General features: G+C 58.7%; 8 protein-coding genes. All 8 read left to right on the top strand.

The features are described from left to right. Nucleotides 1–181: 181 nt before the first annotated feature. Nucleotides 182–1,312, top strand: a complete 1,131-nt coding sequence (locus P1X16_RS26165; RefSeq protein WP_277235313.1) for an endo-1,4-beta-xylanase — start codon at nucleotides 182–184, stop codon at nucleotides 1,310–1,312. A gap of 151 nt (nucleotides 1,313–1,463) precedes the next feature. Next, nucleotides 1,464–3,827, top strand: coding sequence for a glycoside hydrolase family 127 protein (locus tag P1X16_RS26160; protein WP_277235311.1), 2,364 nt, complete (start codon nucleotides 1,464–1,466; stop codon nucleotides 3,825–3,827). A gap of 64 nt (nucleotides 3,828–3,891) precedes the next feature. Beyond that, complete coding sequence (locus tag P1X16_RS26155; protein WP_277235310.1) at nucleotides 3,892–5,574, top strand: glycoside hydrolase family 43 protein; 1,683 nt, start codon at nucleotides 3,892–3,894, stop codon at nucleotides 5,572–5,574. Nucleotides 5,575–5,683: 109 nt separating this feature from the next. After that, a complete protein-coding gene (locus P1X16_RS26150; RefSeq protein WP_277235309.1) occupies nucleotides 5,684–7,636 on the top strand; it encodes an alpha-L-arabinofuranosidase C-terminal domain-containing protein in 1,953 nt (650 codons plus the stop codon). 56 nt (nucleotides 7,637–7,692) lie between these two features. Next, nucleotides 7,693–9,621, top strand: coding sequence for a glycoside hydrolase family 97 protein (locus P1X16_RS26145; protein WP_277235307.1), 1,929 nt, complete (start codon nucleotides 7,693–7,695; stop codon nucleotides 9,619–9,621). Nucleotides 9,622–9,678: 57 nt separating this feature from the next. Further along, entirely contained in the window at nucleotides 9,679–11,268 is a 1,590-nt protein-coding gene (locus P1X16_RS26140; protein WP_277235304.1) for a glycoside hydrolase 43 family protein, read from the top strand. Between the two features lie 175 nt (nucleotides 11,269–11,443). After that, on the top strand, nucleotides 11,444–12,790 hold the full coding sequence (locus P1X16_RS26135) for a family 43 glycosylhydrolase (protein ID WP_277235302.1): 1,347 nt from the start codon (nucleotides 11,444–11,446) through the stop codon (nucleotides 12,788–12,790). 79 nt (nucleotides 12,791–12,869) lie between these two features. Beyond that, a complete protein-coding gene (locus tag P1X16_RS26130; RefSeq protein ID WP_277235300.1) occupies nucleotides 12,870–14,801 on the top strand; it encodes an alpha/beta hydrolase-fold protein in 1,932 nt (643 codons plus the stop codon). The last annotated feature ends 131 nt before the right edge of the window (nucleotides 14,802–14,932 follow it).

The following is a 14,932-nucleotide window of genomic DNA, read 5'->3' as shown; positions in this document are numbered from 1 at the left end:
TAAAACCGAACCGGCTGGTCTCTTAAGGGTGTGGGAACCCAATGGGAGGGACCGGTCGGGGAGGTTTGTGCCGGGTAAGAGCCAGTAGAGCCCCTGCTCGTTACAGGTAAGTGCGTAAATGGTTCTGAAATAGTATCAGTAACCTAAGACAACGACCAGCAGCAAACTTTCCCCTTCAACTTTGAAAAAGCAACTTATCTATTCGGTGCTCTGCCTGGCGTTAAGCGGGGTAGCAATGAACTTCGTTCAGAAGGCGGAACCGACGTTGAAAGAAGTGTTCAAGAAAGACTTTTACGTCGGGGCGGCCCTCAACTACAAGCAAAGCAGTGGGCAAGACGCTAAGTCGACGGCCCTGATTCAGCAACAGTTCAACACCATCAGCCCCGAAAACTTACTGAAGTGGGGACCTGTGCACCCGCAGCCCGACAAGTATAACTTCAAGCCCGCCGACGACTACGTGGCGTTTGGGCAGCAAAACAAGATGTTCATCATCGGCCACACGCTGATGTGGCACCAGCAAACCCCCAAGTGGGTATTCGAAGACGAAAACGGCCAGCCCGCCAGCCGGGAGGTGTTGCTTAAGCGCCTACAAGAGCACATCAATACCGTGGTAGGCCGCTACAAGGGCAAAATCGGCGGTTGGGACGTGTTAAATGAAGCTATTGACGACCAGCAGGGCGACCTACGCAAAACCAAGTGGCTGGAAATCCTAGGCGAAGACTTCGCTGCCAAAGCCTTTGAGTATGCGCACAAAGCTGACCCCAAAGCTGAGCTCTACTACAACGACTACAGCCTCTACCGCCCCGAAAAACGGGAAGGCGTCATTAAGCTCGTGAAAAGCTTGCAGGCCAAAGGCATCAAAGTAACCGCCGTCGGCATGCAAGGTCACTATGGCCTGACCAAGCCGAGCATCGAGCAAGTGGAAGCCAGCATTGTGGCCTTCTCCAAGCTCGGGGTGCACGTGAATTTCACGGAGCTCGACATCGACGTGCTTCCTAACCCTAGCCGGCGCCAAGGGGCCGACATTGCCGAAAACTTTGCCGCCGATGCTAAATACAACGTGTATACCGCTGGCCTACCTGACTCGGTGCAGCAAAAGCTGACCAAACGCTACGCCGACTTGTTTGCCTTGTTCCATAAGCACCGCGACGTCATTGACCGCGTCACCTTGTGGGGTGTAACAGATGCCGACTCTTGGCTCAACGACTGGCCCATCAGAGGGCGCACCAGCTACCCACTCCTATTCGACCGCACCTACCAACCCAAACCTGCTCTCCAGGCGGTGCTTCAGACGGCGAAAAACAAGATGTAAGCCGCTGCAAGTGTGAGTTGCTACCTAGCAACCAATTGTCATGGTCCCGGTTGGGTCTTCTTTTTTGCTAATTGAATGTGTGATAAGCGTTGGATAGTAGCCAATTTTCGGCGCTCGACCGTTAGGGCGAAGAACTGAACAATCGATTATCATGAAACATAGATTTTTGCTGCTCTCTACCTGCCTGCTGCCACTGCTAGGTAGTGGTCAAACAACAGTTTTGGAGAGCTTTCCGGTATCGGCAGTACACTTGCTAGAAAGCCCGTTCCAGCAGGCGCAGCAGACTGATAAAGCCTACATGCTAGCCCTCAACCCCGACCGGCTACTGGCTCCCTACCAAACGGAAGCCGGCATTCAGCCAAAGGCGGAACGCTACGGCAACTGGGAAAACACTGGCCTCGATGGCCACATCGGCGGACACTATCTCTCGGCGCTGGCTTTGATGTACGCGGCCACCGGTGATGCGCAGGTACAGCAGCGCCTCACCTACATGATTGATGCGCTCGACGCCTGCCAACAGAAAAACGGCAATGGCTACCTCGGCGGCGTACCTGGTGGCAAGGCCATGTGGCAGCAGGTGAAAGCCGGCAACATCAAGGCCAACAGCTTCGGGATGAACAACAAGTGGGTGCCTTGGTACAACCTACACAAAACCTACGCCGGCCTGCGCGACGCCTACCTGATTGGGGGCAATGCCAAGGCCAAATCCATGCTCGTCAAGCTGACGGATTGGTGCCTGGACCTCACGGCTAACCTCACCGACGCGCAAATTCAGGATATGCTGCGCAGTGAGCATGGGGGCCTGAACGAAGTGTTTGCCGATGTAGCTAGCATCACTGGCGACCCTAAGTACCTAACGTTGGCGCAGCGCTTTTCGCACCGGGCGGTGTTGGAGCCGCTGTTGGGAGGAAAGGATGTCCTTAACGGCATGCATGCCAACACGCAAATTCCGAAAGTCATTGGCTTTGAGCGCATCGCGGAGGTAGGCGGCGACCCTACCTGGTCCAACGCCGCCACTTTCTTCTGGAAAACTGTGGTAGAGAACCGCACAGTGTCGATTGGCGGCAACAGCGTCAGTGAGCACTTCAACCCGGCCGACAACTTCACCTCCATGCTCGAAAGCACGGAAGGCCCCGAGACGTGCAACACCTACAACATGCTCAAGCTCACCAAGCAGTTGTATCTCACCAGCGCCTCCACCCGCTACCTCGACTACTACGAGCGGGCCCTCTACAACCACATTCTCTCGTCGCAGCATCCCGGGCAGGGCGGCTTCGTGTACTTCACGCCCATGCGCCCTCGCCATTACCGTGTGTATTCCGAGCCGCAGGAAGGTTTCTGGTGCTGTGTAGGATCGGGCCTGGAAAACCACGGCAAGTACGGCGAACTGGTGTACGCGCATCGTAAGCAGCAAGAGCTGCTGGTGAACTTGTTTGTGCCCTCGCGCCTTGATTGGGCTGAGCAGGGCCTCACCCTCACGCAGCAAACGACGTTTCCTTTCGAAGAACGCTCGCAGCTGCAGCTACAGTTGAAAAAGCCGCGCACGTTTGCGCTTAGCATCCGGCAGCCCGGCTGGTTGCCGGCCGGTAAGATGGCGGTGCAGGTCAACGGCAAGCCGGTGGCCGCCACCACTACGTCGCCGGGCTACGCGACCGTGACCCGCAAGTGGCGTTCGGGCGACGTAGTAACGGTGGTATTGCCCATGGAAACTAAAGCAGAGTATCTGCCCGACCACTCGTCTTGGGTATCCTTCGTGCATGGACCGGTGGTGCTGGCGGCCGTTACCGACACCACCGACCTGGCCGGCCTGCGCGCCAATGGCCAGCGCATGGCGCACGTGCCAAGTGGGCCGCTCTACCCTATCGAGGACGCCCCCGTGCTCGTTTCTACCAGCAAGAACGTAGCCGAAAGCATCAAACCGGTAGCTGGGCGGCCACTAACGTTTACAGCCACTGGCCTAGTCGAATCTGACCGCAACCGCAACGTGCAATTGGTACCCTTCTACCAGATTCACGACGCGCGCTATATGGTGTACTGGCCCGTGACAACTCCTGAAGGCCTAGCCGCCCGCAAAGAAGAAATACGCCGCCGCGACGCCGAGAAGCGCGCCTTGGAGGCCCGCACCATCGACCAAGTCACGCCCGGGGAGCAACAGCCCGAGTCGGACCACGGCTTTCAGGGGGAGCAATCCGAGACGGGCACCTTCCGCAACCGCCACTGGCGGCATGCCGCTGGTTGGTTTAGCTACAATTTGCGCAACCCCAATAAGGCAGCCCGCGCGCTCCGTGTCACGTATTCCGGGGGTGATAAAAACCGGCAGTTCACCATCTTAATCAACGGGGCGCCCCTAGCGAAGGTGTCTCTGGAAGGCAACCCACAACGCGACTTCTACGACGTGGAGTACGCCTTGCCCGAAGCCCTGCGCCGGGATGCGGCCACCACGCTCACCGTAAAGTTTGTGGCGGCGGCGGGCTCTACGGCGGGCGGCGTTTACGACGTGCGGCTGCTTAAGTAAGCCTTTCCTCAGTTAGACATCACCCCTACCAAACACTTCAGAACATCCACCCGAACCTAATAGCATGCTCTTTACGCGACTGAAGGTACTTCTCCCTGCCCTGGCAGCTTTGCTGCTACAAAACACAGTTTCCTCTGCTCAATCGATTGAGTTGGTTAACCCCATCATGACGGGTTTCTACCCCGATCCGAGCATCATTCGCGTCGGCACGGATTATTACCTGGTGAATTCCACTTTTTCCTACTTCCCTGGCATTCCGGTCATGCACAGCAAAGACCTGAAAAACTGGAAGCAGATCGGCAACGTCATTAGCCGGCCCTCGCAAATGACCTTTATGGGCGACCGGATGACTCGGGGGTTGTTTGCGCCAGCCATCGAGCACCACAACGGCACGTACTACGTCACCTGCACCCTCATTGACCACAAGGGCAACTTCGTGGTGACAGCTAAAAATCCCGCCGGGCCGTGGAGCGACCCTATTTTCCTGCCCGAAGTGAAGGGCATCGACCCCTCGCTGTACTTCGAGGGCGACAAGGCCTACGTTATCTACAACAGCGACCCGCCCGGCACACCCCTCTACGACGGCCACCGCTCCATCAAGATAATCGAGCTGAACCCTCAAACGCTGCAAACCGTGGGCGAAGCCAAAATTGTGGTGAATGGTGGCGTTGATCTGAGCAAAAAGCCCGTCTGGATTGAGGGCCCGCACCTGATGAAGCGCGGCGACTGGTACTACCTCTACGCGGCCGAGGGCGGCACGTCGGTCAATCACACCGAGGTGGTATTCCGCAGCAAGGCGCCCCTAGGTCCGTTTGTGCCTTACGAGAAAAACCCCATCCTCTCGCAGCGCGAGCTGCCCAAAGACCGCAAAGACCCCATCACTTCGGCCGGCCACGCGCAGTTTGTGGAAGGGCCGGATGGCAAGACCTACGCCATTTTCCTAGCGGTGCGGCCTTATGAGGGCAACTTCTACAACACGGGCCGCGAAACGTTTATCGTGCCTGTGGAGTGGAAAGATGATTGGCCGGTAACGGTGCCCGGCCCAAATGGGGTGCAATACTCCTACAAGGCCAACTTCCCCGAGGTGAAGCAGCCCGGCGCGCTGCCGCAGAGTGGCAACTTCAAGTACACCCTCACCTTCGAGAAGCAGCTAGACCCCGCGCTGCTGTTTTTGCGCACGGTCGATAGCACCAATTTCTCGTTGAGCAAGGCCAAAGGGCTCACCTTGAAGCTGAAACCCGAAACGGTGGCCGAAACTGGCAATCCGGCCTTCATCGGCAAGCGTCAGCAGCACATGTATTGCACCGCCGAAACCGAGTTGACATTCGCGCCGAAATCGGCCAACGAAAAGGCGGGCCTGACCATCTTCCAGGACGAGAAGCACTTCTACTACCTCTGCAAGTCGGTAGACAATGGCAAGCCGATGCTGCAGTTGTTTAAAAGCACTGCCGATGCCAAGCAGCCGGAACTGCTGGCCCAAGCGCCGCTCAAGTCGGCCACAGCGAGCGTGCAGCTGCGCATTCAGGCTCAGGCTGCTGATTACAACTTCAGCTTTTCGGAGAATGGCAAGACCTGGACGACCCTCAAGGACAAGGTCGATGGCAAGTTCTTGAGCACGCAGGTGGCGGGTGGCTTCATTGGCTGCACGTTTGGGATGTACGCCACATCCTCGGGCCAGCCTACAACCAATACGGCTTCCTTTAAGTGGCTGAAGTACGAGGGCAACGACCCGGTGTACAAGCAATAAAGCTCCAGCCGCGCAGCGGGGCGCCTGCATACGCTACTCTTTTCCCACCTACCCTACGGGGCACCATGTCCGCCTGCTTTTGCACCGGGCATGGTGCCCATCCTTGGTCATGAAGAAACGCTCGTTTTTAACTGCCCTGGCGGCGTGTGCAATACTGGCTGCTCCGGTGGCGGCTCAGGCCCCGGCCGGCGGCAAGCCCATTAGCCCCGATTTGTTCGGTATTTTCTTTGAAGACATCAACTACGCGGCCGATGGCGGCCTTTACGCCGAGCTAGTGCAAAACCGCTCCTTCGAGTACGCTCCCGGCGACCACGAGGGCTGGAACCCGCTCACTAGTTGGGAGTTTCTCCGGGAGGGTTTTGCCACGGGCAGCCTGTCGGTGGAAAGCACGGTGCCCCTGCACGCCAACAATCCGCACTACGTGCAGTTGCAGGTAGAAACGCCGTTTCAGAAAGGAGCAGGGCTCAAAAACGTGGGGTTCGATGGCATTCCGCTGAAGGCGGGGGAGAAATACAACTTTTCGATGTGGGCGCGCCTGAAGTCATCGTCGGCTGTGCCGTTGTTGGTGCAGCTACGTGACCCGAAAGGGACGGTGCTGGCCGAAACCAACTTGTCGGCCCAGGCCAGTGAATGGCAGCATCTCCACGCTACCTTGGCCCCCAGCGCTACCGAAGCCGCCGCTAGCTTGGTGGTATTGGCCACTAGCAAGGGGGTACTAGACCTGGACATGCTGTCATTGTTTCCCCAAAAGACATTTCGGAATCGTCCCAACGGCTTGCGCGCCGATTTGGCGCAGGCCATTGCCGACCTCCACCCGAAGTTTATCCGGTTTCCCGGCGGCTGCCTAGCCCACGGTGATGGCCTAGATAATGTCTACGACTGGAAAAAAACCGTCGGGCCGCTGGAGCAGCGCAAGGGCCAGCGTAACATCTGGAATTACCACCAAACGGCGGGCCTAGGGTACTTCGAGTACTTCCAGTTCTGCGAAGACATTGGGGCCAAGCCGCTGCCGGTGGTGGCCGCAGGCGTAAGCTGCCAAAACTCGGGCGGTACTTGGCGGATTGGGAGCACCGGCCAGCAGTGCCTGCCGATAGCCGACATGCAGGCCTACACCCAGGATGTGCTAGACCTAGTGGAGTATGCTAATGGCCCGGTTAGTTCGACCTGGGGCGCTAAGCGAGCCGCCGCGGGCCACCCCAAGCCATTTGGGCTTACCTACATTGGCATTGGCAACGAAGACAAGCAGACGCCCGAGTTCCGGGAGCGGTTCAAGCTGCTCTACGACGCCATGCGCCGCCAGCATCCTGAAATCACCATCATCGGCACCGTCGGGCCCGGTCCGAAAGGAGAGGACTACGACCAGGGTTGGGCCTTTGCTAACCAGCTGAACGTGCCGATGGTAGACGAGCATTACTACGAAACGCCTCGGTGGTTTATGACCAATAACCAGCGCTACGACCGCTACGACCGTAGCAAGTCCAAGGTGTACGTGGGCGAATATGCCTCTTGGGGCAACACGCTGTACCACGCGCTGGCCGAAGCGGCCTACATGACGTCGCTGGAGCGCAACGGCGACGTAGTTCAGCTAGCTTCCTACGCCCCCCTGCTGGCCAAAGAAGGCCACACGCAGTGGAAAACCGACCTTATTTACTTCACCAATACCACCGTAGCGCCCTCCGTCAACTACCAGGTGCAGCAGCTTTTCGGGCAAAACCAGGGCGATACCTACCACGCTAGCGTGGTGACGTTGCCCACGGGTGCCACCGCCGACACCACCGTGGCTGCATCGTGCGTGCGCGATGCAAAGTCCGGCGACATCATCCTGAAGCTGGTGAACACAGTGGCTACCCCCCAACTTTTCAGCATTGACCTGACGCGTTTTCCCGGGCTGAAAACCGCTGCTACCCGCACGGTTCTCACCGGTCCAAAGGACGCCGTTAACAACTTTACCAGTCCGAAAACGGTGATGCCTAAGGCCACTGCCTATAAAGCCGCCAAGCGTTTTACCTATACCGCCGCGCCGTACTCGCTCACCGTGATTCGGGTGCCGGGCAAGCGGTAGCGCCTGCCTGCGGTGTGTGGCTGTAGTGCCGCACTTTCCTTTTTAACTACTTGACTATGCGTTTCTTTTTTCTTGTTGGCGCGGCTATGTTGGCAGCTGCTACTGCCCAGGCTGCGGGCCCCGTTGTTATCAGCAGCCCTGACGGGGCCGTGCAAGTGACCGTAAACATTACAGCCCAGGGCCAGCCCACCTACGCCGTGCGCTACCGCCAGGCTGAGCTGCTACGTCCTTCGCACCTAGGTCTCCGCCTTGCCAGCGCCGACCTCACGCAAGGTCTAAAGCTGACCAAAGCTGACAAGCAAACCGCCGTGGCCGACGACTACCAACTGGCCACCGACAAGCGGGCTAACTGCCGCTACCGGGCTAACCGGCGCGTGCTGCACTTCGCGGGAGCCGCCGGCTCGCCGCAGCTCAGTGTGGTGTTTCAGGTGTCGAATGATGGGGTAGCGTTTCAGTACGTGCTGGAAGGTCCTAGCCAGGAGGTGCAGCGCATCACGGCCGAGGGCACCACGTTTCACCTGCCAACTGGAGCTAAGGGCTGGCTGCACCCGCACGCCAAAGCCCAAACTGGCTTTGCCAATACACAGCCTTCGTATGAGGAGAATTACCAGCGTGGCATAGCGGCGGGTACGCCGTCTACCATCGGGCAAGGGTGGTCGTTTCCGGCCTTGTTTCAAACCAACGGGCATTGGGTGTTGCTGACGGAGGCCGGCATGGGCCGTACCTACGCCGGCACCCACCTAGCCCATGAGTCGCCTGATGCCGAGTACGCCGTGGCCTTCCCGCAGCCGCCCGAAAAAACCACGCCCGACGCGGCCCTGTTGCCCGAAAGTCGCCTGCCGTGGAGCACGCCCTGGCGCGTGGTAGTAGTCGGCAATTCGCTAGCGCCCATCGTCGAATCGACGCTGACGACCGACCTAAGCGCACCCGCTAAAACGCCCGTACTTACCGACGCGCCCGGCAAATCGTCGTGGTCGTGGGTGCTGATGGGCGACCAAAACACCACCTACGACGTGCAGCGCCGCTTCATCGACTACGCCGCCAACATGGGTTGGCGCTACTGCCTAGTCGATGCCCTCTGGGACAAGCAAATCGGTTACGACAAAACCCAGGAGCTAGCCCAGTATGCCCGCTCTAAAAACGTGGGTTTGCTGGTGTGGTACAACTCGAACGGGCACTGGAACCAAGCCCCGCAAACGCCCACCAATGTAATGTTTGAGCCTGAGAGCCGCCGCAAGGAGTTTGCCCGCCTCAAGCAGATGGGCGTGGCCGGGGTAAAAATCGACTTCTTTGGCGGCGATGGGCAGTCGTTTATGAACTACTACCAGGACATCCTGACTGACGCCACCCAGGCTGGCTTATTGGTGAATTTTCACGGTGCTACTCTGCCCAGGGGCTGGAACCGCACCTACCCCAACCTGATGACCATGGAAGCCGTGAAGGGCTTCGAATTCCTGACCTTCGACCAGCGCAACACCGACCAGGAGGCTACCCACTGCGCTACGCTGCCCTTCACCCGCAATGCCGTGGGCCCGATGGACTTCACGCCCATGGCTTTTTCGGAGATTCGAGGCAAGCAGCGCCGCACGTCCAATGCCTTTGAGCTGGCCTTGTCGGTGCTGTTTCAGTCGGGCATTCAGCACTACGCCGAGGTGCCTGAGGGCATGGCCGCACAGCCCGCCTACGTGCAAGACTTCGTGAAAAAGCTACCCCCCCGCTGGGCCGACGTGAAGCTAGTAGACGGCTTCCCTGGCGAGTACGCGGTGCTGGCCCGCCAGGCGCCCGGCGGCGGGTGGTACGTGGCCGGCATCAACGCCACCGACGCGCCCAAAACCATTCAGGTTGACCTAGGCAAACTAGGCCTAAAGAGCGGCACGCTCATCACCGACGGGGACACCAACCGCAGCTTCAGCACGCGGGCCGTGGTGGGCAATACTGTCAGCGTAACACTGCCCGCGCGGGGCGGCTTCGTGGTACAGCCCTAGTCAGGCCAGCACCCTAAGCCGTTCTAATTTTACCCTTGTCCCCGTCACTTCCTGCCCATGGCTTCTTTCCTCCATCGAAGTTTTCTACTTGTAACTCTATTCCTCGTGTCTGCCTATTGCTCGCAGCTACTGGCGCAAGTGAAGCAGGCGCAAAATCCTGTTGTTTTCGCCGACGTGCCGGATCTGTCGATGCTACGGGTGGGGGACACCTACTACATGAGCAGCACGACCATGCACATGAGTCCGGGTGTGCCCATCATGAAGTCTAAGGACTTGGTGAACTGGCAGCTAGTCAGCTACGCCTCCGACACGCTAGGTAGCCAGGACGAGCTGACACTGCGCAACGGCAAGAGCACCTATGGCCGCGGGTCGTGGGCGAGCAGCTTGCGGTTTCACCAAGGCACGTACTACGTCTCGACCTTCGCCCAAACGACGGGTAAAACCTATATCTATTCCACCAAGAACATCGAAAAAGGGCCTTGGAAAGCCGTGTCGTTCAAGCCGAGCTACCACGACCATTCCTTGTTTTTCGACGATGATGGCCGCGTGTACCTGGTATTTGGCGCGGGCAAGCTGCGGCTGATAGAGCTGACGGCCGACGCCTCTGGCGTGAAGCCCGGCGCCACCGAGCAGGTACTTATCGAAAACGCAAGCGCCCCAGCCGGCCCGAATATCAATCTGCAAGCCGAAGGCTCTCAGCTCTTCAAAATCAAGGGCAAGTACTACCTATTCAACATCACGTGGCCGAAGGACGGCATGCGCACGGTGGTGGTCCACCGGGCCGATAAGCTCACAGGCCCTTACGAAGGCCGAGTGGCGCTGCAAGACCTAGGGGTAGCGCAAGGCGGCCTCATCGACACGCCCGACGGGCGGTGGTTTTCCTACCTCTTCCGCGACTATGGGGCCGTGGGCCGCATTCCGTACCTGGTGCCCGTAACGTGGACCGATGGCTGGCCGGTGCTCGGCACGGCTGGCAAGGTGCCCCAAGCGCTGGCCCTACCCCCCAGCAAAGGTTTGATTCCGGGCATCGTAGCGTCGGATGAATTTGCCCGGCGCAAGGGCGAGCCCGCCCTGCCGCTGGTATGGCAATGGAACCACAATCCCGAAAACTCGCTCTGGTCGCTCACCGACCGCCCCGGCTACCTGCGCCTCAAAACGGACCGCGTGGACACCACTTTCCTGCTGGCGCGCAACACACTGACTCAACGCACCATCGGCCCGACCTGCGTCGGCACTACGGCTCTGGATATATCGCACCTGAAAGACGGGGATTTTGCGGGACTAGCCCTCTTGCAAAAACGGTACGGCCTAGTGGGGGTAGACTACCGCAACGGCGCTAAATCTATCGTCATGATTAGCGCGGAATCAGAGAAGCCCGTGGAGTTGCAGCGCCTGCCGCTTACGCAGAACACGGTGTATTTCAAGGCGGAATGTGACTTCACGGAGCGCAAAGACGTGGCGACTTTCTTCTACAGCCTCGATGGCAAAACGTGGAAAGCTATCGGCGCCCCGCTCAAGATGGCGTACACGCTGCCGCATTTTATGGGCTACCGGTTTGGGCTGTTCAACTACGCTACCAAGAACCCCGGCGGCTATGCCGATTTCGACTATTTCCGCATTACGGACAAGACTACCGGGACCAAGTAAGCGTGTGCTTAACAACTACCTAGATCGGTCATGCTGAGCTTGCCGAAGCATCTCGCCCGCTTCGTCTGATTAGTATACCAACGAAGCGGGCGAGATGCTTCGGCAAGCTCAGCATGACGCCCTTCTTTTTCATGACGGCCTTCCCTTTTAAACCTATCCGAAATTCCTGCCCCTCATGCTGAATCGTAGACTGTCTTATATTCTAACTGGGCTAGCCTGCCTGTGGGGAGGCGTTGCTCAGGCGCAGAACCCTTTTATTACCAATCAATTCACGGCCGACCCAACGGCGCGGGCGTTTAATGGTCGAGTGTACGTGTACCCGTCGCACGATATTAGGGCCACTCCCGGGCACGGGCGGGCCGGCTGGTTTGTGATGGAGGACTACCACGTGTTTTCCTCGGCCAACCTCACCGAGTGGACCGACCACGGCGTAATTGTGACCCAGAACAAAGTGCCGTGGGTGAAACCCGACAGCTACAGCATGTGGGCGCCCGACTGCATGTACCGCAACGGCAAGTACTACTTCTACTTCCCGACTACTCCTAAGGACACGACCATCAGCAAGGGCTTTACGGTGGGGGTAGCCGTGTCGGATAAGCCCACCGGCCCGTTTGTGCCGCAGCCGCTGCCCATCAAGGGCGTGCGCGGCATTGACCCCAACGTGTTTATCGACAAGGACGGGCAGGCGTACCTGTACTGGTCGCAGGGCAATATCTACGGGGCTAAGCTGAAGGAGAGTATGCTGGAGCTAGCCTCCGAGCCCAAAACGCTGGGTGAACTGCCCACCAAAGGGTTGAAGGAAGGCCCTTATCTGTTTGAGCGCAAGGGAATTTATTATCTGACGTACCCACACGTTGAGAACAAAACCGAGCGCCTCGAATACGCCACCAGCACCAGCCCCCTAGGGCCATTCACCGTGAAGGGCGTGATTATGGACGAGTCGCCGACGGGCTGCTGGACCAACCACCATTCCCTGCTGGATTTTAAGAACCAGTGGTACCTGTTTTACCACCACAACGACCTGTCGCCCAACTTCGACAAAAATCGGTCGGTCCGAGTAGATAGCCTGTTTTTCGAGCCCGATGGTGCCATCCGCAAAGTGATACCCACCCTGCGCGGTGTAGGTCTGACCGATGCCAAGCAGAAAATCCAGCTCGACCGCTACAGCCGCCTAAGCAGCAGCGGCGCAAACATCGCCTTCCTCGATACTGCCAACAAGTTTCAAGGCTGGAAAACCGTGTTTGCCAACAACCAGGGTTGGGTGCAATACAACGGGGTAGCCTTCGGTAAACAGCCACTCAAGACGGTGACGCTGCGCACGATGGCGGCCGCCGGCGCCACGGTGCAGCTGCGGGCAGATGGGGCCACCGGCCCGGTGCTCGCCCAAGTAACCGTGCCCAAGGGCAGCCAGTGGCAGGAAGTGAAAGCGCCTTTGTCCGCCTTCAAGCCTGGCACGCACACGCTGGTCGTGTCCGCTAAAACGAACACGCCCGTGGAGATTGACTGGGTCAAGTTTGAGTAGGCGGGGCAGAAGCCGCTGCTTGCAAATTATCTGATTTTCCCACCCGCTACCTAGGTCCGCAAGGCCTTCTATCTAAGTTATGAGAAACACATTTCCTGTTGTTCTGGGCGTGGTTCTGCTGAGCGCCAGCAGCGTTTTTGCCCAAAAAATAGCGCCGATGGAAGCGCCCAAGAGCTTCGACCAGCCTGCCGCAGGCATTGCCACCGGCCGCATCGACAGCATCAGCTATACTTCGAAAACCGTGGGCACGGTGCGCAAGGCGCTGGTGTACACGCCGCCGGGCTATTCCAAAAAGAAGAAGTACCCGGTGCTGTATTTGCTGCACGGCATCGGTGGTGATGAAAAGGAATGGCTCAAAGGCGGGCACCCGCAGGTGATTCTAGATAATCTGTACGCAGCAGGCAAGCTCAAGCCCATGCTGGTGGTGATGCCCAACGGCCGGGCCATGAAAGACGACCGGCCCATCGGCAATATCTACGGGCCCGATAAGGTGGCCGCGTTTGCCAACTTCGAGAAAGACCTGCTGACCGACCTCATTCCCTACGTTGAAAAGCACTACCCGGCCCTCACCACCCGCGAGAACCGCGCTATTGCCGGCTTGTCGATGGGCGGGGGGCAGTCGCTGGATTTTGGGCTGGGCAACCTCGATAAATTTGCCTGGGTAGGGGGCTTTTCGTCGGCCCCGAACACCAAGATGCCCGAGCAGCTGGTGCCCGACCCTGCCAAAGCCAAAAAGCTATTGAAGCTGCTCTGGATTTCGTGCGGCGACGCCGACGGCCTGCTGCCCATCAGCCAGCGCACGCACGACTACCTCTACGAGCACAACGTGCCGCACGTGTACTACCTTGAAGCGGGCGGGCACGACTTCAAGGTTTGGAAAAACGGACTGTACATGTTCTCGCAGTTCTTGTTCAAGCCCGTGGATGTGGCGGCGCTGCCCACCTATACGGTGCTAGGCGCACAAGCCACCACCAACGTGCGCAACGCCAAGTACCCGCAGATTTTGCCCGACAACCGCGCCGTATTCCGCCTGAAAGCGCCCGGCGTGCAGAAAGCGCAGCTAGACCTAGGTCGCAAATACGACATGGTGAAAGACAGCAGCGGCACCTGGACTACGACCACCGACACCCTGAGCCGGGGTCTGCATTATTACTCGCTCATTCTCGACGGCCTACCCATCGCCGACCCCGCCAGCGACACCTTCTACGGAATGGGGCGCATGGCCAGCGGCATCGAGATTCCGGGCCGCGGCACCAGCTTCTACGCTCTGCGCGACGTGCCCCACGGCGAGGTGCGCGAGCGGCGGTACTTCTCTAAAATCACTAACTCGTGGCGGCGGTTTTTCGTGTACACCCCGCCGGGCTACGACGCCAATACGGCTGCCAAGTACCCAGTGCTGTACCTGCTGCACGGCGGCGGCGAAGACGAAACCGGCTGGGCCAAGCAAGGCAAAACCGACATCATTCTGGACAACCTGATTGCCGACAAAAAGGCTAAACCCATGCTCATCGTGATGATGGACGGCAACATGGGCGGCCCCGGTGGCCTAGCCGGTTTTGGCGAGCCGGTACTGAAGCGTTTCGAAGACGAGCTAAAGCAAACGGTGATGCCGGTGGTGGAAAGCAACTACCGCGTAGCGCCCGGCGCTCAGAATCGGGCGCTGGCGGGCTTGTCGCTCGGGGGCCTGCAAACGCTCTATGCTGGCATGAAGAACACCGACCAGTTCGCCTACCTAGGGGTGTTCAGTTCGGGTTTCTTTGCAAACAACGCGGCCTTGTCGGACCCGCAGTATGCCTTCATGAAAGCCAACGCCAGCACCATTAACACCAACCTCAAGCAGCTGTGGCTCTCGATGGGTGGGCCCGAAGACATTGCCTACGCCAACAACAAGGTGATGCGTGCCAAGATGGACGAGCTCGGCATCAAATACGCCTACAGCGAGTACCCCGGCGGCCACACCTGGCCCGTCTGGCGCCACGATTTGTACATGTTTGCGCAGAAGCTGTTTTAGGAGGCTAGGTACAAGTGACGAGTTGATTACTAAGTAATAAAGGCCGTCATGCTGAGCGCAGTCGAAGCATCTCGCGTGCTGACGCCGGAATAGTATATACCACACTGGCGAGATGCTTCGGCAAGCTCAGC

The sequence above is a fragment of the Hymenobacter sp. YC55 genome (assembly GCF_029433095.1).
Lineage (GTDB): Bacteria > Bacteroidota > Bacteroidia > Cytophagales > Hymenobacteraceae > Hymenobacter.
This window is presented reverse-complemented; position numbering and strand designations above follow the sequence as displayed.

Coding starts and splice junctions, on each gene's coding strand:
- P1X16_RS26160 (WP_277235311.1), top strand. CDS start 1,464: ATGAAACATAGATTTTTGCTGCTCTCTACCTGCCTGCTGCCACTGCTA.
- P1X16_RS26155 (WP_277235310.1), top strand. CDS start 3,892: ATGCTCTTTACGCGACTGAAGGTACTTCTCCCTGCCCTGGCAGCTTTG.
- P1X16_RS26150 (WP_277235309.1), top strand. CDS start 5,684: ATGAAGAAACGCTCGTTTTTAACTGCCCTGGCGGCGTGTGCAATACTG.
- P1X16_RS26145 (WP_277235307.1), top strand. CDS start 7,693: ATGCGTTTCTTTTTTCTTGTTGGCGCGGCTATGTTGGCAGCTGCTACT.
- P1X16_RS26140 (WP_277235304.1), top strand. CDS start 9,679: ATGGCTTCTTTCCTCCATCGAAGTTTTCTACTTGTAACTCTATTCCTC.
- P1X16_RS26135 (WP_277235302.1), top strand. CDS start 11,444: ATGCTGAATCGTAGACTGTCTTATATTCTAACTGGGCTAGCCTGCCTG.
- P1X16_RS26130 (WP_277235300.1), top strand. CDS start 12,870: ATGAGAAACACATTTCCTGTTGTTCTGGGCGTGGTTCTGCTGAGCGCC.